This is a genomic window from Leptospira langatensis, from assembly GCF_004770615.1.
GTDB classification, from domain to species: Bacteria; Spirochaetota; Leptospiria; order Leptospirales; family Leptospiraceae; genus Leptospira_B; species Leptospira_B langatensis.
Genome location: NZ_RQER01000005.1, coordinates 74,311 through 93,190, shown reverse-complemented (window position 1 = coordinate 93,190; position 18,880 = coordinate 74,311). Strand labels below are relative to the sequence as shown.

At 43.2% G+C, this 18,880-nt stretch carries 15 protein-coding genes; 4 read left to right on the top strand and 11 right to left on the bottom strand.

Annotated features, from left to right (window positions below; genetic code table 11):
• Positions 1 to 262 precede the first annotated feature (262 nt).
• The 7 genes from EHO57_RS08345 to EHO57_RS08315 form a co-directional block, all read right to left on the bottom strand.
• On the bottom strand, positions 263 to 1,573 hold the full coding sequence (locus EHO57_RS08345; RefSeq protein WP_135646602.1) for a hypothetical protein: 1,311 nt from the start codon (positions 1,571 to 1,573) through the stop codon (positions 263 to 265).
• 257 nt (positions 1,574 to 1,830) lie between these two features.
• On the bottom strand, positions 1,831 to 2,277 hold the full coding sequence (locus tag EHO57_RS08340; protein ID WP_135646601.1) for a hypothetical protein: 447 nt from the start codon (positions 2,275 to 2,277) through the stop codon (positions 1,831 to 1,833).
• A gap of 202 nt (positions 2,278 to 2,479) precedes the next feature.
• Positions 2,480 to 3,097: a DUF4145 domain-containing protein gene (locus EHO57_RS08335; RefSeq protein WP_135646600.1), complete on the bottom strand. Its 618-nt coding sequence runs from the start codon at positions 3,095 to 3,097 to the stop codon at positions 2,480 to 2,482.
• A gap of 194 nt (positions 3,098 to 3,291) precedes the next feature.
• Complete coding sequence (locus tag EHO57_RS08330) at positions 3,292 to 3,921, bottom strand: hypothetical protein (protein ID WP_135646599.1); 630 nt, start codon at positions 3,919 to 3,921, stop codon at positions 3,292 to 3,294.
• 152 nt (positions 3,922 to 4,073) lie between these two features.
• The gene (locus EHO57_RS08325; RefSeq protein WP_135646598.1) at positions 4,074 to 4,751 is read right to left on the bottom strand and encodes a hypothetical protein; all 678 of its coding nucleotides are present in this window, start codon (positions 4,749 to 4,751) and stop codon (positions 4,074 to 4,076) included.
• Between the two features lie 99 nt (positions 4,752 to 4,850).
• A complete protein-coding gene (locus tag EHO57_RS08320) occupies positions 4,851 to 5,306 on the bottom strand; it encodes a hypothetical protein (protein WP_246050612.1) in 456 nt (151 codons plus the stop codon).
• Between the two features lie 64 nt (positions 5,307 to 5,370).
• Positions 5,371 to 6,405: a hypothetical protein gene (locus tag EHO57_RS08315; protein WP_135646596.1), complete on the bottom strand. Its 1,035-nt coding sequence runs from the start codon at positions 6,403 to 6,405 to the stop codon at positions 5,371 to 5,373.
• 760 nt (positions 6,406 to 7,165) lie between these two features.
• On the opposite strand from EHO57_RS08315, the gene EHO57_RS08310 reads away from it, so the two are divergent.
• The 4 genes from EHO57_RS08310 to EHO57_RS08295 all read left to right on the top strand — a co-directional run bounded on the left by EHO57_RS08310 (position 7,166) and on the right by EHO57_RS08295 (position 16,204).
• The gene (locus EHO57_RS08310; RefSeq protein WP_135646595.1) at positions 7,166 to 9,634 is read left to right on the top strand and encodes an ATP-binding protein; all 2,469 of its coding nucleotides are present in this window, start codon (positions 7,166 to 7,168) and stop codon (positions 9,632 to 9,634) included.
• Positions 9,635 to 9,695: 61 nt separating this feature from the next.
• The gene (locus EHO57_RS08305) at positions 9,696 to 12,212 is read left to right on the top strand and encodes a histidine kinase N-terminal 7TM domain-containing protein (protein WP_135646594.1); all 2,517 of its coding nucleotides are present in this window, start codon (positions 9,696 to 9,698) and stop codon (positions 12,210 to 12,212) included.
• A gap of 5 nt (positions 12,213 to 12,217) precedes the next feature.
• Complete coding sequence (locus EHO57_RS08300) at positions 12,218 to 15,202, top strand: MHYT domain-containing protein (protein WP_135646593.1); 2,985 nt, start codon at positions 12,218 to 12,220, stop codon at positions 15,200 to 15,202.
• A gap of 6 nt (positions 15,203 to 15,208) precedes the next feature.
• Positions 15,209 to 16,204 carry a response regulator gene (locus EHO57_RS08295; protein WP_135646592.1) on the top strand — a complete coding sequence of 332 codons (996 nt, stop codon included), beginning with the start codon at positions 15,209 to 15,211 and terminating at the stop codon, positions 16,202 to 16,204.
• Between the two features lie 105 nt (positions 16,205 to 16,309).
• Here EHO57_RS08295 and EHO57_RS08290 read toward each other — a convergent pair whose 3' ends face one another.
• From EHO57_RS08290 to efp, 4 genes are read right to left on the bottom strand one after another with little or no spacing between them, the layout of a single operon-like run.
• On the bottom strand, positions 16,310 to 16,993 hold the full coding sequence (locus EHO57_RS08290) for an SDR family oxidoreductase (RefSeq protein WP_135646591.1): 684 nt from the start codon (positions 16,991 to 16,993) through the stop codon (positions 16,310 to 16,312).
• A gap of 4 nt (positions 16,994 to 16,997) precedes the next feature.
• Entirely contained in the window at positions 16,998 to 17,633 is a 636-nt protein-coding gene (gene mtnB, locus EHO57_RS08285) for a methylthioribulose 1-phosphate dehydratase (RefSeq protein ID WP_135646590.1), read from the bottom strand.
• Between the two features lie 3 nt (positions 17,634 to 17,636).
• The gene (locus tag EHO57_RS08280; protein ID WP_135646589.1) at positions 17,637 to 18,170 is read right to left on the bottom strand and encodes a 1,2-dihydroxy-3-keto-5-methylthiopentene dioxygenase; all 534 of its coding nucleotides are present in this window, start codon (positions 18,168 to 18,170) and stop codon (positions 17,637 to 17,639) included.
• Positions 18,171 to 18,197: 27 nt separating this feature from the next.
• The gene (efp, locus tag EHO57_RS08275; RefSeq protein WP_135646588.1) at positions 18,198 to 18,764 is read right to left on the bottom strand and encodes an elongation factor P; all 567 of its coding nucleotides are present in this window, start codon (positions 18,762 to 18,764) and stop codon (positions 18,198 to 18,200) included.
• Positions 18,765 to 18,880: the final 116 nt, after the last annotated feature.

Below are 18,880 nucleotides of genomic sequence, written 5' to 3'. Positions count from 1 at the left end.
CGATGAAGTGGATGCTATTACAAAAACTTTCGAATAATTAGTAAGAAAGGATCCTTAAAACTTCCGAGTTTCAAACCCTTTAAAGCAATAAAAGATTTGGTAGTCATGTAGCATAACGACCAAGGTGTTCCGACGTTTGCGATGGCACGAGTTTGCATATGCAAACGAAGTGACAGAAGCAAATGTGGCGTAGCCCAAGCGAGAGTTGCGTAAGCAAGCTCGAAGCGAAGCGGAAGCACCGATAGTTAGCCGCAGTCTTAGCCTATATAGATATTATTTTAGCTTCTTCCATTGACTTTGGAAGGATGTATCTTTTTGCCTTTGGATGCAGGTAAAAGATATGCCTAAGTTGACGCATTGAATTATATACATCAGATATTATTTCTTTTTGCTTTTCTATTAAAGCCAAATCATAGTAGTTTTCATTAATCTTGTGGGCTGGAATCTGTCTCTCTTTTCTGACTTTCTTTAATGGCAAAATAATTTCAGCAATTGAGCCATCTTCTTCGATCACAAACATCGAAGTTAACCATTCTTCTAGTAACACTAATGTTCCCTTATCTTTTTTAATATAAATGCCCTTTTCTTCTTTTATATCAAACAAATCAATTTTATCATTAAAGAAGGATTTATTTATATTTTCCGATATCATTTTATCAAGGAGAAGAATGAAGTCATAGTAGTTCTTTGTAGTAGGTGTAAAGAAAAAGGTAAATTCTTTTGGCTTTTTTTCATTTTCAAATGATTCATAGAATAGATTGATATTAAATATTAAAAATGAAAGTTCGTTGAGGCACTTAAGCTCTATTAAAAAGGCTGAAAATATTGAATACGAAGATGTCCAAGCCCCCTCTATTGTACTTTGGTAGTATTCGCTCAGAATCGTACATTTTTGATGCCGTTCCTTTCCTTTCCAATAGACTTGATGTTCTCCGGTTAGATTATGCAAATATCGCAAATAAACGACGACAACCCGATTCATCTGATCATCAAAGCCAATTCCAAAAGATTTGATGAGAACATTGTCTTCCTTTCTTACTAACGGATTATAGAATTCATCGTATTTGCAAGAGATGTTTCCAGAATAATCTCCAAAATCAAAATTGAATCTCGGATCATTGTAATATCTATCTAAAACATCAATATCAAAGAATAAAGGTTTTAACTGCGGCTGTCCGTAAGCCAGTTGCATTGAATAGCATGAATATCCAAATTCACTCAGACTTCGATCTGACTTAAGCTTGCTCTGTGAGGGGTAAAGGCAGATCGGATATTCAGTATTTTCATAAATAATCGTTATATCTTCCTGGTTTTGATATTCGATCTTAATATCCCGCGCATTGTCCAAAACCTCTAATTGAGCTTCTATAGGGTAATGATGAAAACTTATAATATTCGGATTTGTGCTCGATTGTATTATTACCTTATCTTCCTTAATGAGATCTTTTAAGATATCAATCGAGAGTTTATAATCAATATTAAACTCTTCACTAATTTGCCGTAGAGGCATGCCATTAAAGTCACTCGAATTAGTGAAATAGTCGAAAATGCGTTTTTCAATGTTTTCTTTCATATTACGGATCAAATTTAAGATTGCGGCTAACGACCAAGGTGTTCCGACGTTTTGCGAGTGCGAAGCACTTGGCACGAGGCTTGCCATGTAAGACGAGTGATAAAGCAAAATGTGCCGAAGGCCGAGCAAGGGTTGCGAAGCAAGCCCGCAGCGACGCGGAAGCACCGAAAGTTAGGCGAAGTCGCTTTTTTTAAAGTAGTCCAGAATATTCGATAGCAGTTTTTGAGTCATTATTACAACGACTCAATTTAATGAATTCATTCCTTTTTATCTTTGTTCTTATTGACAAGTTGTTTGAGCACCTTGTTTAATTTCTCTTGTTTCTCTTCTTTGGTGGGAAATCGATTAAAGTAAGGAAGAAAGAATAAAGCACGAAAAAGAAAATATAAAGAGAGAAAGTAACCTATTGAAGAGATTATCTCGAGTATATTTGACAGAAGCAAGGAAATAGATATGGCTATTAAGGCTTTTATTAAATAATGAAGTCCGCCATAAAGACAAACGAGAAAAGAAGTATGTCTTTCTTCCCCATCATAGAGTTCAGCCATCAATGAAAATGCATTCGCGATTTCCTTTTCCTTTCCAAACTGATTTAAAAATTTAATAACCTTTTGGCCAATTACGAAAATAATCCAAAATAATGCAGAGCCTAAAGCTCCTTGTACGATAACTGGAAAATTGGCTATTTCTTTAATTATTTCCATTTCAACTCCAATTTAAATTCTTTTGCTAGAATATTTTTGAAAGCGATTTCGCCTAACGACCAAGGTGTTCCGACGTTTGCGATGGCACGAGGTTGCTCTGCAAGCGAAGTGACAGAAGCAAATGTGGCGTAGCCCAAGCGAGAGTCGCGCAGCGATCTCGAAGCGAAGCGTCAGAGCCAAGTTATGCGTAGTGCACATTTCTTTAGTTTGGTTTTTCGCCTTTCGTATTACGCCCTTTTTCTATTCGAGAAGGAAGAACAAAGAGAAATTCGGCTAATGCCAAAGCAAATTCTATACATTTTTTTGCTTCTTCTTCATTTGGTAGTTCTTGTTCCTCATCTGAATGTCGCTCTTCATTGGAATGTAGCCTAATTTCGTGAGCCCAATTAGCCATTTCTTTAGTAATTAAATGATCTTTGGCAGCTTGATCAATTCGGGAGTATAACGAGCCATCTTTGTATTCCTTACTCTTAAGCATCGCATCTACACTACTTGCTGATAAAACGATAGACCCAGAAGGAGCGACAATACTGTCGATTGCTTGCTTTAGATATTCTTTTGCTCTAACTGGAATAAAATCCGAAAGAGTTAAGGAATTATCTGGATAAATTGCCTCTATGAATGTTTTCTCATTAGGAGTCCGAACGCCTGTACGACCTTCACCAAGCACTATTCCACCGCAACGAGAACATTGATAGTTCACCCAGTCACGTCGAATCCTGTGATCAGAAGATATAGTTTGATAGAGATTTATTCTTTGCAAATTTGGCTTATTAATATTGCAATGTGGACATCTTTCTAAATCTAGATTTGCTAACATCTGATGCATATAAAATTCCTTTTTTAGAACTGCATTTTCATGTGCATTACGCCTAATGACCAAGGCTTGACGACGTTTCGCGTGTGCGTAAGCACTTGGCGCGAGACTTGCCCGGCAAGGCGAGTGACAAAGCAAAATGCGGCGGAGCCCGAAGCAAGGGTCGCAAAAGCGACCCTGAAGCGCCGCGACAATTTTTAGTTAGTATTGCTTCTTGATTTCAGAGCTGTAGCCGCTGATTCAATAATCTCATTGAGGCTGTCTTTTATTTGGTTTTCTGAGAGCTTAGAATTGCCAGTAAGTAATTTTCTGGTTTTTATTTTTGTTACGAATCCAATTTTGCCTGCTAGCAAAAGAATATTCTTTTCCAATCCGTCTATATTGTCTTGAAATTTACTAGAGGTCAGTAGGTTAAGTAATTCGCTTATCTTACCCCAATTTGCGCTTTTCAACATTTCTTTATATCTATTTTGCAAAAGTGTTAAATAGTCCAATGCGAAAACCTGAATTTCTAACTCAAAAGCGAGGAGCGGGTCGTCCTCCGCAATTTTCGATAGATTATCTAAAAATAATTCATCTTCAAATTCTTCATTACTTAGGAACATAGAATCAGCTATCTCACTAAATAATCCTATTGAAGTTTTTACTGAAAGCAGCACATCAGGCGATAGTCCCGGAAATCGCTTGATCAACTCATCAACGTAAATTTCTAATGAAAGGGTTTTCCTCTGAAACCTAATGATATCCGCCCACACTTCTATTAAGTAAAGCAATGCTTTTCGAAGAGCCCTTTTCCTAGACTGTCTATCAAAGAAAAAATCTTTCATGCCCCCCAGGATAATGCCTATGGTAAGAGTAATTAAAGTTTGAAAAAAGGTAGTTTCCATTTGAATTGCAAAATAATGTTTACTGGCAATGGCTTAAACGTCCTTCTGCAAGAATTTGCTCATTGAACCTTAGCATAATTGCTAAGCTCATGTCAGACCGTACGTTGTTTTTTAGTATATTTTGTTCCTTTAGTTGGGCCACGTTTGACGATATGATATTTCATTCCTTTGCGTTGTCCGGATGTCCGGATTTTATTATTTATCAAAGGTGAAATTAAAATTTGAGCGACCCTCTGCTCTACTCCCATTGATTGAGCAATTTCTTTAATATTTAGACCCTCTGTTTGGCCCGCTAAAAATTTCAATAGATCTTCTCTCTTTGAGTCCAGATAACTATCAATGGAACTGTTTTCTCGCTTTGGATACAGTTGCTCTAAAAGTATGGTCAATTTATCTTCAAAATCTGAAAACGAAGAATATTGAATCCTATCGATTCCCCTTAAATCCGAAGGCACCTCTTTCATTTCGGTTTTATCCGGGTCTAATGCAATATACCAATTCGAACTTGCCCCCATTGCAAATCCTAACTCTAGAGTAACATTCGGATTCCAACCGGAAATATCAAAGATTGAGTAGTCGGCTCCTTTAATGTAGCTAATAATTTTCTGCATGATGTGCATATTGGTTATCTTTTCATCCGCAAATATAAACCTAACTTTATATATTGATTCAAGATTTGAAAATATCTTTCTGTAGTCTCGTTTGGCATAGAGTCTATAAGAGTATGCTACAAATATTTGCTTACTCATGCCTTGATCTTTTTTTTGCATATGCCTTCCCACTCCCTTAACAACCTTTAATTCTTTCTTCCACCTTACTCACGGCTCTTCAGAATCAAGAGCGTAAACACTATTAGCAACTCGCATGATTCACTTACCGTAAGCAAAGACCTTAACACTACAACTTGGTGTAACATCAAACAAGGAAACCTCGTCAAAGACGATTACAGACTCGGTGGTTTGATGAGGTTCCATATCGATCATTTCTGATTTCGTCCACTGCTCATCCCCCTGTTGAATTGCAGCTTCAATAACCACTTTTCCGGACCCGCCTGTATTCCTTACATTTGTAACTACACGTACGCTATATTCTAAATTACCTACACTTGTCGATTTATCATCGCAACTCCTACTCACCAGTACCGGATTCGGAGGGAGGATCCTATTGGCTATCGAGCTCCAATAGCCGCCGTAATAAAAATAGCCGATCACTAAACCTAAACCTGTGAGGAAAATACTAAGATTTCTGAGCGGATCATAGAAATATTGAAAGATCTTAAGAAACAATTCGCAGAGTAAAAGAATGAACTGCGTTGCGAGACTCAAGATTTCATTCGACTTTATGAAACTTTTGATTTTTTCATTTGGCGAATTCATATGTTTCCCAAGATCATAGTGTCAAACGTTCTTCGAAGACCCTTTTCATACACTTTGAGTCTCGATCGGAAAGCCAGCCACATCCCTTTCTCTCTTCGTTTCCGATCACGACCCGTCTGCAAAGCGGACAAAGCTCCATTTGCTTCTCGCGCATGATATCTCCTAGGAGGCTATAATCGCTAATCTCATTTTTCTTCGGGTTTAAGACCTCATATACACTTAATATGCGATGTTTAGAGGTATCGATTTCGATGGTAATGATGCCGAGCCCATTATCCCTGCAGATCTCATAATAGGTATCAAACCTCGCCTCATCGTGGAAAAGCCTCGTGTCAAACATCGGGATCACTATGTAGACGTAGTCGGATGTCGTCTTATAATTGATCGCCTGGCTGATCGCATCGGATACATATTCGATCTTGTTGGAAGGCTTTAACTCGAACGTATAGATTTCCAGATGATCTTTGAAAGGATTCGTTTCCCTTTTGAACCCTATAAAGTCGTAATTCTGATATTTACCACCTGTTCTTTCCGTTTGAGTGTGCTCCAAAGAATCTAAGGCAGTAATGCTTTTTAATTCCGAAAGGATCTCGTTTCCTAATAATATTTCGTCTTGAGATCCTTCTTTATTTACAAAGGTATAGATGTTTGTGGTTTTAATGAAAATCGAACTATTACGTCCTTGTTTGAATTTAAAGCTGAAATTTTTCTTATCTACGGCTTTAAACCCTTCTCTGAATTCTCTCAGGACAATGTAACCGTTGTCTCCAACGTAGTTCGTGGCTTCCGGGATATATTCCTTAATATAATCGTAAATATTGTATTCCACTCCTTTAGAATCTAATTTATCGATCAGCTTATTACCCATCTCATAACCCATGTCTTCAGTGAGAGTGAGTGATTCTAAATAAAGAGTCCCTCCTTGGGCCTGGCGCCAACTTACATTATATTGCGACTGATTTTCAACAAAAGAGGCCTTGAAAGTTTCCCATGTATCAAATTTCCGATTTCCCACCAATTCCTTCATCAGGCTTGGTTTATCTTTCACCTTCTCATACTCAAATTTTGAGATCCGAAGGTCGTATTTGTCCGAATCTAGCTGGATTAGCGCTTTAAAGATCGAATTTATCTTCTCAAAAGTTATTTGTCCTTTTCTCGCCATTTCCCCACCCCGTACGCAGCTTCGCCCCTTGAGTCCCATGGGGCGCGAAAAAAATCATATATTAGAAAAATACGTCAAGCGGATTTGACTTTTGTGGAGAGATTTTGACATTTTTGGTTTTATCTAGAAAATAAAGTACGTTACGCCTCTCTTTCGTTTGCGTAATTTACTCTTTAAGGAGCAGAGGATGCTCTTTTGTAACCGTTGAGAAAGATTCTTAATTATATATTTGAAGATTAGAAAAATTGAAAGTGGTTTGTATTTTTTTGCACTGCGAAAAGGACTATCCTTCTCGCTTCGTTACTGAAGATTAGTTCCTAAAACGGTATATAATGAAAATGTGATCTGGTTTTGCTTTTTTGAGCGGATACGCTTTCTATTTTTGGAAATTATTTGTGAACTGGCACAAAAAATATTCGGAGGCAGCTTCTTTTTCGGCGGTTTCCCATGGTCCCGCTCTTCCCCGCAGAGGAAATACATCCTTTTGCTTACTCTTTTTCCGACTTTCTACGCCGTTTCTATTCCTATTTTCACCCAGAATCTGATTGAATTATTTTTCGAAACCAGATAGCTTTGTTCTTCGAAATTCCCGATTTCGCTACGCATTTCGGAGTTTCTTTAGTTTCCTTCTAAATTCCGGTACAGAATGGACCAGTCCTCTTCTCCAAAGCCTGATTTTCGTCTTCTTTTCGAATCCTCTCCCGGACTCTATCTCATTCTCTCAGCGGAACTCAAAATCTTAGCCGTCACGGACGCCTATCTGAATGCTACTCTTACAAAACGAGAGGATCTCTTGGGCAACGGTATCTTCGATGTCTTTACCGATGATCCGAACGATCCGGATGCGACCGGGGTCGCGAACCTTCGCACTTCTCTCTTACGCGTCTTGGAGAAGAAGCAGCCAGACACCATGGCCGTCCAAAAATATTCCATCCAACTTCCTGATTCGGAGGGCGGCGGTTTTCGAGAGAAATATTGGAGCCCGGTCAATTCCCCTCTTTTGGATGCGAAAGGCCAAGTTACTTATATCATTCATAAAGTAGAAGATGTGACCGAGTTTGTTCAACTCAAGCAAAAGGGTACCGAGCTTAGCAAGATCACTGAAGAACTGCAATCACGCACAACTCAGATGGAATCAGAGATTGTTCGTCGCTCTCTCGAATTGCAGGAAAGCAATAAGAAGCTTCGCGAGGCAGAAACGATCAAGAATGAATTTTTTGCCAACGTCTCTCACGAACTAAGGACCCCTCTCACTCTGATCCTTGCCCCTTTGGAGTCCCTTCTTCTTTCGGAAAAGACCTCTAACCTAAAACCGGAACAGACACAAAAACTCCATATCGTACACAACAATTCTATCCGCCTTCTTCAATTAGTGAATAGTTTATTAGATTTTTCTAAATTTGAAGCAGGGAAGATGAAGGTCGAAAAGGAATCCGTTCCGGTCTGCAACCTTGTTCGCACTATCTTAAGGGATTTCGAGCCTGTCGCTTCCGAGAAGCAGATCCATATAGAGTGCGATCTGATCGCTTCGAATCCTTCTCTTTCTATGGATCGCTATCTTTTTGAAAGGATCCTGTTCAATCTGCTGTCCAACGCATTGAAATTCACTCCTAAGGAAGGAAATATCTTTGTCCGTCTTTCCTGGGAAAAAGGCTTCTTGAAATTGAGCGTAAAAGACTCCGGGATCGGGATCGCAGAGAATGATCTCGGTAAATTGTTCCAGAAATTCCAGCAAGTAGAAGGCTCTTCTACCAGGAAATATGGAGGCACCGGTCTTGGTCTTGCTATGGTGAAAGAATTCTCCGAGCTCTTGGGCGGCCAAGTTTCTGTCGAGAGCACGTTAGGAGTCGGTAGCACTTTCACTATCGAAGTTCCCGCTGAATTGATAGAATCTTCTCCCAACGACAAAGAGTTAGCCGGAAGCAAATTTGTTTCTTATTCCCCCAAGTTCTATTCTTCCGAATCCAACCAAGAAGAAGCTCTCTCGGAAGAAGATTCCGATCTCCCAAAAGTCCTAGTATGCGAAGACAACGAGGATCTGGCTCGATTCATTTCTTCTCTCCTGAGTCCCTTTGCCCGCGTGAAGCTTGCTAAGAACGGCAAGGAGGGAATGAACCATGTTCTTTCTTGGGGACCGGATCTAGTTCTCTCGGATGTGATGATGCCTGAGACGGATGGGATCGAACTTTGTAAGATGATCAAATCCGATCCGGAAGCCGCCAAGACGATCGTGATCCTTCTTACCGCCTTAACTCATAGAGAAGCCATGCTGCAAGGCTGGGAAGCAAAAGCAGACGAATATCTATTCAAGCCTTTCCATCCGGAAGAATTGATCACTCGAGTAAAATCCCTTCTCTCCATGGCCGCAGATCGCAAGAAGATCATGGAGTCCATCGAACAGAAAAACTTCCAGTTGGAATTTGCGAATGCAGAGTTAGAAGCATTCTCCTATTCAGTTTCACATGATCTAAGAGCTCCCCTTCGCGCCATCCAAGGCTATACGCAAATGCTGATCGAAGATTACAGTTCCGTAATGGATAAGGATGGGATCCGTTTCTTGAACGTTCTCATCGAATCCACTCGGAGAATGGAGAACCTCATCGATAACCTACTTGAATTCTCCAGAGTAGGCAGAAAGGAGCTCAAGGATTCCACCTTCGATCTGACCGAAGTGGCAGAATCTGTCGCAAACCAGATCAAGGACCAAATACAGAACAAGACGGAGATCATCATCCATCCTCTGGCCAAAGTAACTTCCGACAAGGATCTGATGTCCTATGTTTTCCAGAACCTGATCTCCAATGCGGTGAAGTATTCTTCTAAGAAGGAAAATCCAGTAGTCGAAGTGGGCGTCACTCAAACCGAGAAAGGTAGGACCTTCTTCGTGAAGGATAACGGTGCCGGCTTCGATATGAAATATTATAATCGTCTTTTCGGTGTATTCCAAAGATTGCATAGACAAGACGAGTTTGAGGGAACCGGGGTCGGTCTTGCGATCGTTCATCGGATCGTCACTAGGTACAAGGGCTCCGTTTGGGCTGAAGGCAAATTGGGCGAAGGTGCGTCATTCTATTTTACGATCGGTGGAACCAAGCAGGAAGCGATCGCCAGTTGATCACGCTCCAGTAGATTTTTTATTTCCTTGAGCGCGAGCGCTCGCTTTCAAAAATTGTCGCATGGCTCCGGAAGTCCAGTCTCTCTCTTGGTTCAGATGGACTCCATATGCGATCCTTCCCCTATTCAGTTTCATTCTTTCGATCATCACCGTCAGACTCGCATTCAAGAATCGAAAGACTCCCGGTTCTATAGAGTTCTTATTCGTCTCCATCGGGATGACTCTCTATAGCTTCGGCTATTTTTTCGAGATCGTAAGCACACAACCTAAGTCCATTATTTTCTGGGACGACTTCCAATTCATAGGCTGCGATCTTTTGATTGCTTCTCTTCCGTTTCTCTGCTTTCGAGTAGCGAATCTGAGCAAGTTCATTTGCACAGGCAGCGTCTTTATTTTTTCCATCCTTCCTATCATTACCGAATCCGTGGTCTGGTTTGGGAAAAAGGAATGGATCCGCCCTTCTATTCGTTTCGATAACTCCGCTCCTTGGCTAGCACTGATCTACGAGTACGGTCCCTGGATGGATGTATTCGTAGTAAATTTTCTTGGCACCTTCTTCTTTTGTATCTTGGTACTCGCATACGGGGTTTGGAGCCAAAGGGCTTTTCACAGGGTACGGAGTCTTGTATTTCTGATCGGCCTTTCCATTCCGTTCGGAAGCCAGATCATGACTGTTGGCGGCTTCATTCCCTTCGTGCATCCTAAGTTAGACATCTTTCCGCTTGCTGCGAGCTTCGCTCTCTTGGTTTGGATGTATGGACTTTATTATTTTAGGATTTTAGACCTCATCCCTATGGCCAGGAACCAGGTCTTCGAATGGATCCAAGACGCAGTATTCGTCTTGAATCCGGATGGGTTCCTCTTGGATTGTAATGTTGCTGCTTTAAATCTTCTTGGCACCGCGAGACTCAGAGGCGACACAAAATTATCGGAGTTCCTACCGGAGCTTTCTTCTATTCTGGACGAATGTTCCCTGAGCGGAAGATCGGGCAGCGAATGGAGAACCGGCAGTAAGTATTACGATATCTTAATTCGTTTTTTGGACGAGGACGGTTCCCATTTTAAGATCATCGCCCTAAGGGATGTGACCCAAAGAGCGATTTCCGAGAGAAAACTTTCAGAGAGAAGAGACGTCTTACAGACCATCTTGGATTCGACGAGTATTCTATTCCTAGTTCTTGATGGAGAAGGTAAACTCATTCTCCTGAACAAAGCCTGCTTGCAGATCACCGGCTTCGATCTCATGGAGTTGGAAGGAAAAGTCTTTTGGGAGGCAGTGATCCATCCGAAAGACAAAGCCAGGGTCGCGAGAGTTTTCGAGAGTCGCTTCGCTAAGAAACATTTCCCGAACAGGACGAGCATCCTCTTAAAGACCAAAGAGGGAAAAGCGCGTCATACCGCCTGGGAGCATAAGGAAGTACGGGATAAGGCCGGCAATCTACAGTATGTGATCTCTACGGGAACGGATACCACCGGTTTGGAAGAAGCGGAGATCCGGATCGATACATTAAAAAGAGTGAATGAAGAGATCCTCGCCAAGAATTCGATCATCGAGACCCAAAAAGCCGATCTGGAAGAAGCCATCCAAAGCGTGAAACGCACTCAGGCAAAACTGATCCAGGCTTCCAAACTAGCGGACCTGGGACAATTGGCCGCCGGGATCGCTCACGAGATCAATAACCCGATCGGAGCCATCCAAGCCGCAGGTTTCAATATACTTTCTTATTTGCATAGAGTGAAGAACGATTTGCGTTCCTTACTTCCTAAACTTTCCCTATTATCCGATCAAGAATGGGATCTATTCGGAAAGTTGATCCAGAAAGGGATCTCTTCCAAGGAAGTATTGATCGGTCTGGAAAGAAGAAAGACCCTCTCCTCCTTGAAAGAAGAAATGAGATCGGAAAATATCCTTTCCCCGGACGAGACTGCGGAATTTTTCGTAGACTACGGGATCTCTTCCGGCTGGAAGGAGTTCCTTCTTATATTAAATAATTCGAATACTCGGGAGCTTCTTCCTTTCTTCCTGGATCTGCTCGGCCCCGAGCAATGCGTCGACACGATCAAGACCGCAGTCGAGAGATCCTCGAAGATCGTTTACGCTCTCCGTAGCTTTGCTCACTTTGAATCGTCCCATAAGAAAAGGAAATTCTCCTTAAAGGAGAATGTAGATACCGTTCTGACCTTATACCAAAATTTGTTTAAACATGGCGTAGAAGTTTCCACAAACCTGGATTCTATTCCCGAATTCCTGGGATTTCCGGACGATCTCATGCATCTATGGACCAATTTGATTATGAACTCGGTCCAGGCTATGGACTATAAGGGAAATTTGAACATTGACGCTTCCCTACAAGGAAAAGAAGTGCTCGTTTCTATTCGGGACAATGGACCCGGTATTCCTCCGAATGTAGCAGACCAAGTATTCGAGGCATTCTTCACAACCAAACCATTGGGAGAAGGATCCGGACTCGGATTAGACATCGCGAAACGGATCGTAGAGAAACACCAAGGAAGGATCTGGTTCGAGTCTTCTCCCGGAAATACAATCTTTTATGTGGGGTTGCCCTTCGAGGTATAGACCGAATGTTCCTATCTTTGCGTAGCCTTTTTACATTCGATCCGAACTCTCCCTTATTAATTGAAACGTATAATCCTTGGCTAGTAGTACTCTCCATACTCATCGCGATCTTTGCCTCCTATATCGCATTGCAGATCGTAAGCCAAACCGTTCCCGAATTCTCTCCTCCTCTCACCAAATATCTGGTACTTGCTGCGGGAAGTCTTGCCTTGGGTTGCGGGGTTTGGGCCATGCATTTCGTGGGAATGCTTTCCTTCTCCCTTTGCACTACGGTGAAATATGATAAGACTCTTACGATCCTTTCCATGTTCCCTAGCCTTCTTGCATCCGTAGTCGCACTTTCCTTCGTGAATCGACCCAGGATCTCTGTCACAGAATTAGTGTTAGGCGGGATTCTTGTAGGTGCCGGGATCGGGACCATGCATTACACTGGGATGGCGGCTATGCAAATGTCAGCCGCACTTAGATACGATCCTTGGTTCTTCTCCTTATCCATTATAGTGGCGATCATTCTAGCGATCGTTTCTCTTTGGGTAAGATTCGGGCTCGCAGAATTCAAATTGAGCTCTCAGAGACTTTCCGTCATCGCCGCCTGTACCATGGGTTTGGCAATATCAGGAATGCATTATACAGGAATGGTTTCCTCCAGATTTATCGGGACCCCGGAGACGGACCTGAATACACAGTTTAACGATCCTACTTTTCTCGCTCTTGCGATCACTCTGACTACGATCGTTTTTACGTTATTCTCCTTTGCAGTAAACTGGTTCCTGAGGTATAGGGTCCTAGTCCAAAATCTTAGAGCCAGCGAATCCAGATTGAGAACGATCATCACTACCGCGATCGACGGGGTCATGATCCTCGATTCTCAAGGAAGGATCAGTGACTTCAATCCTTCTGCAGAGCTCATCTTTGGCTACGAAAGATCGGAAGTACTCGGCAAGCATATCCGGGAACTCATGCCCGATCCGTATTATTCCTCTAAGAAACCTAATTCCAAGTATTCTCTCAGTGCAGGGTTTGCGAGGATCGTAGGTTCGAGTAAGGAAGTGATCGGCATTCGAAAAGACGGATCCGATTTCCCGATACGTCTTGCGATCGGCCATGCAAGGTTATCCGGTGAAGATCTTTTCGTGGGTTTCGTGACGGATATCAGCGAAAGAAAGATGATCGAGTCCGCACTCAAACAAAGCGAGCAGCAAGTCCGTTCTATGATCGAAAATATCCCGGGAATTACTTATCGCTGCCTTCCCGGAAAAGACTGGAAGATCTTGTTCATGAGTGACGCTTCCGAGTCGATCACAGGTTATCCCGCATCCGATTTCGCAAGAATGGAACCGGCACGCTCCTTCAAAGACATTATCCTTCCGGAAGATCTGAAAAAAGTAGAGCAAGAAGTGGAAGCCGCTATCTTCGAGAGAAGAGCCTTTACCTTGGAATATAGGATCGTACATAAGAGCGGCGATATTCGTTGGCTTTGGGGGAACGGCTGCGGAGTATACGGAGGCAACGGTGAGGTTCTCTTCTTAGACGGTGTCATTCTGGACATTACGGAGCGCAGAAATATAGAAGAGGCTCTTCGTGCTGCAAAGGAAAAAGCGGAACTGGCCGCGATCACCAAGACTTCTTTCTTAGCGAATATGAGTCATGAGATCCGTACTCCTATGAATTCCATTCTAGGTTTCACCGAAGTACTTCTTTCGGAAGATCTGGAGAAGGGACAAAGAGTCCATCTCGAAACGGTCAAGGCATCCGCAAAATCTCTATTAAGACTTTTGAATGATATTCTAAATACCGCCAAATTGGAAAAGGGCGCGGTGGAATTGGAGAACCTGGACTTCTCCCTTTTCAAATTGATCGCAGAACTAAAATCCACATTGGGCATTAGTGCCAGAAAGAAGAATCTGGAATTCGAAGTAGTACAAGCTCCGGAGCTCTCCGAATTCTATCTAGGCGACTCGCTTCGGATCAGACAGATCTTATTGAATCTGATCGGAAACGCTGTGAAATTCACGGATCATGGGAAAGTGACCCTGAAGGTATCGAAAGAGAACGGTCCCTTACATTTTGCAGTCCAGGATACCGGGATCGGGATCCGTGCAGATCGATTGGAGAAGATCTTCGAGCCATTCACTCAAGCCGATATTTCCACCACGAGACGATTCGGAGGTACCGGGCTTGGCACTACGATCTGCAAACAGTTAACCGAGCTCATGGGCGGACAGATCTGGGCAGAAAGTGTCTTGGGGAAAGGAAGTACCTTTCATGTGCTTCTTCCTTTAGAATTAGGAAATCATAAAGTAGAGGCTTCCTCTCAAGGCAATGTAAGTCTACCTTCCCTGAGGATCCTGGTTGTGGACGATATCGAGAAGAATACAGAATTAGTCGGACTTCTTCTGAAGAACCAAGGGCATACCGTCGCTGTAGCGTATAACGGAGAAGATGCGGTCAAAAAAGTAGAAGCGGAGACCTTCGATCTAGTACTTATGGATGTGCAGATGCCGGGCTTGGACGGAAGACAGGCAACCAAAGTGATCCGAATGCATGAGATCCAGGAAAATATCCATAGGATTCCCATCCTAGCACTTACTGCTAGCGTTTTCGAAGAGGATAAGAACTTAGCCTTAGAAGCCGGTATGGACGGATTCATCGCAAAACCGGTCGAACTCAACCAAATGATATCCGAGATCGGAAGGGTCTTAGGATATTCCTCCAATCTGGAAAAGACAGAAGTAGAAGATTCCCATTTAAACAACGGATTAGAATGGGATCCTGATCGAGCCAGTGTCCTGTTCCAATCCCTTTCCGATTCTTTCAAAAGAGGTGCGATCGAAGAAGAGCATCTGGAGGAATTTTTCCGTTTGGTCCGGTCTCAAACAGATCCACAAGAACTGAAAAAACTAGGCGCAAAGATCGAACAATTCGAGTTCGAAGATGCAATTGCGATCCTAATCGGAATTGCAAACAAACTCGGATTAAGAGAAAAGTAAAAATATATGAGCAGTCTCGTCGATGTCCGGCCCAAAATACTGATCGTCGACGACGAGGCCACAAATCTCCAGGTACTCCGGCAGATCCTGCAGGACGAATACTTTCTACTCTTCGCCAAGGACGGCGCGAAGGCGATCGAATTAGCAATATTAGAAAAACCGAATTTAATTCTTTTGGACGTTATGATGCCCGGGATGAGCGGGCATGAGACCTGCCAAAAATTAAGGAACGACCCTGCCACTTCCCGAATTCCTGTGATCTTTGTGACAGCCATGGCAGAAGAAGAAGACGAGACCGACGGATTCGAATCCGGTGCGGTGGACTATATTACGAAACCGGTAAGTCCGGCGATCGTAAAAGCAAGGGTCCGCACCCATCTTTCCCTAGTACGTAACGACGAATTAAAGGAGACTCGTCTGCAGATCATCCAAAGGCTCGGGCTCGCCGCAGAATATAAGGACAATGAAACCGGCCTGCACGTAATCCGGATGAGCCATTATTCCCAGACCTTGGCCTCCGCGATGGGCTATAGTCCCGAGGTTGCGGAAAATATACTGCACGCTTCTCCGATGCACGACATAGGAAAGATCGGGATACCGGATAGTATATTACAAAAACCTGGTAAACTTACTCCCGAAGAATGGGATATCATGAAAAAACACCCAAGCATCGGAGCCGAGATCATCGGTGATCATGATTCCCATCTATTGCAGATCGCAAAGAGTATTGCCCAAAATCATCATGAAAAATGGGACGGGACCGGTTATCCAAATGGATTAAAAGAAGAAGAGATCCCTATGGAAGCGAGGATCGTCGCCCTGGCGGACGTATTCGACGCCTTGACCACCGAAAGACCGTACAAAAAAGCCTGGGAGATCCCAGACGCGATCGAGTACATTCGAGAAAATTCCGGAAAACATTTCGATCCTGGGCTAGTTCCCGTCTTTTTGGATCTCATGCCAAACTTGCTGGAGATCCGGGAACGCTGGGCCGAAAAATAAGGATCTAATTTTAGAATATTTTAATATTCTGATTGACATCAATAACTCCAAAATCCGCTTTTCATCTATACCTATCCGGAAGGACCGGACCTTAGGCAAAGAAGGTTATAAAACGCCTTTCGGTGGCAAGAATAGGATCTCGTCCTGATTGAAAGTAGCCGGCTGAAAGAATAAACTCGCGAGAAAGATCGCCGCATCCTCTGCAGGGATCATGTCCTTTCGATCGAAACCTTCCCGTCCATCCCAAATAGAAGTATCGATGGCTCCAGCATATATGGTGCTCACTCGGATCCCTCTTGGTTTCAATTCTTCGCGGATGGACTTTGCAAAACCTGCCAGACCATGTTTAGAAGCGCAATATGGAGAAGATTCCGGAAATCCCTGTCTTCCCGCAGTAGAGGAAAGATAACAGAGAAGGGAACCAGGTCGCAACATAGAGATCAGTTTAGAAGTCAGGAACATAGGGGAGATAAGATTTAAGAATAGATGTTTTTCCAGATCCTCGATTTCCAGATCTTCGATAGGTAGGAATAAACCGTCTCCTGCTAGAAAGTAGATCGCAGCAATCTCCGACCAAGAAGAAGTCAGGTCCCCACAGAAATCGGCGAGGCTTTTGCGGTCGTTCAGATCGCATCGATAGTTCTTTCCGGATTCGAATGTACTCTCGAAAGAGATCCCCCTTCTGGAGATCCCGATCGCATTGATCCCAGGAGCTGCATGCAATTTTTCTAATAGAGCCTTGCCTATTCCGGAACCGGCACCGATCACCAGGATGTTTTTGCGATCCATCGGCTTATTTGGACATGGCCCGGACTTTCAACAAGAAATCGGCCGCTTCTAGATGTCTATTTGCCTGGACTAGATCCTTCCCCCAGACAGTGATCCCATGCTTTTCTATAATGCAGAAAGGAACACGGGGCTTGTGATCGATCAGATACTTCTCCAAATGATCGGAGATCTCTTGGACAGAAGGATAATTATAGAGGACCGGAGCGGATACATTCGGGTTCTCATCCCAGATCCCAAACGCCTTGATGATCTCCAGAGGAAGAAGTGGAAGTTCCTCGATCGGATTTTCCTTGGAGACACCTATCTCCACAAGATTGGATTCGGGAGTATGCACGTGCAAGGAACAACCCATCACAGGAAATGCCTTGTAAACCGCTCTATGAATAGAAGTCTCTGCAGAAGGTCTCAAACCTTCTCTGCCCTTCCAACCTTCTAATACCTTGCCAGTTTCTATCTGAACAGGGAGGAAGTCCTTGCGACTAAGTCCGTTCTTGTCCAGGCCGCTCCCGCTCACCCAAAAGACGTTAGGATCTTTCGAATCTTTAACGGAGAGATTGCCTGCGGTTCCAGGCATCCAACCTTTGGAGTGATACAACACTCCCGACTCGGCTAAGCGAGTCAGGATCTTCTTTTGGGACATTCTTTAAACGAGTGCCGTTGTTTCTTCTACGTAGTTAGGAACCCAGCCGCTCATGTCTTGGAAGTAACGGACCGCTTTGATCCTTTTGTTCTCATCCAAGGTAAACCAGTGGTTGGTGTTTTTAGGAACGGAAATGAAATCGTTCTTCTCTACCTTGACCAGGAATTTCTCCCCGTTCAGAGCGAATCCAAAGATCCCAGTACCATCCACGATATAACGAACCTCGTCGTCCGTATGATAATGGACCTTGTCGAACTTAGCAAGCATTTCATTCAGGCCTGGGACCTGAGGATGAAGCACGATCAAATCCCTGGATTGATAACCTTCTTTTTCCTTGAGTACGGCAAAGCGATAATCCAGATTCTTCAGAAGAGCTTCCTTCTCCTCGTCAACAAGGGTCATCTTGTCGGTCAACGCGTTAGACTCGCTTGGCACTGGCCAATGATCGTATTCTATCCCTCTTTGATTCAAGAAGGCTTTCACTTCCGCGTTATCCTTGATCTCCGGCAATCCCGGTCTTTGGACGATGGTAGCCATTGCTGTTTCTCCCCCAGTAAGGTATGATTACTTATTGACCCTCTCCACGTAGGTAAGGTCCCTTAAATCGATCTTGATCACGTCCCCTTGCTTCACAAAGATAGGGACATTGATCTCTCCACCGGTCTCAACGGTCACTCTCTTGAGAGCGGTTCCGGAAGTATCTCCCTTCAAACCTTCCTCAGCATAAGTGACTTCTAGAACTGCAAAGTTAGGCGGGATCACTCCGATAGGCTTGCCTTCATAGAAGGAAACTTCCATAGCGGTTTCTTCCTTTAAGAATGGAAGGATATCGTCCAAGTATTCTTTGGAGACCGGAAGCTGTTCGAAGTCGTTGGTATCCATGAAGATGATATCGTCACCCTCAGTATAGCAGATGGTCATCTGTCTCTTTTCCAATTCGACAGATTCTAATTTCTCGGCTGCCTTAAACGTCCTTTCTATGGAACTGTTTCGGATCAGGTTTTTTAATTTGGTCCGAATGAAGGCGGAGCCCTTTCCTGGGTTTACGAATTCGCTTTTAACTACGGAATATAATTCTCCTTCAACCTTGAGAACCATCCCTTTTCTAACTTCAGTGATACCTAAGTTCATATACGACCTAAAATAAAGATTACGCTCCTTCTATATCCTTGTAGGAAGGCGAGGTGTCAAGCGATGTACTCTACCGCTATTTGTAATATTTCCAACACAAAATCAGTTCGACTTTT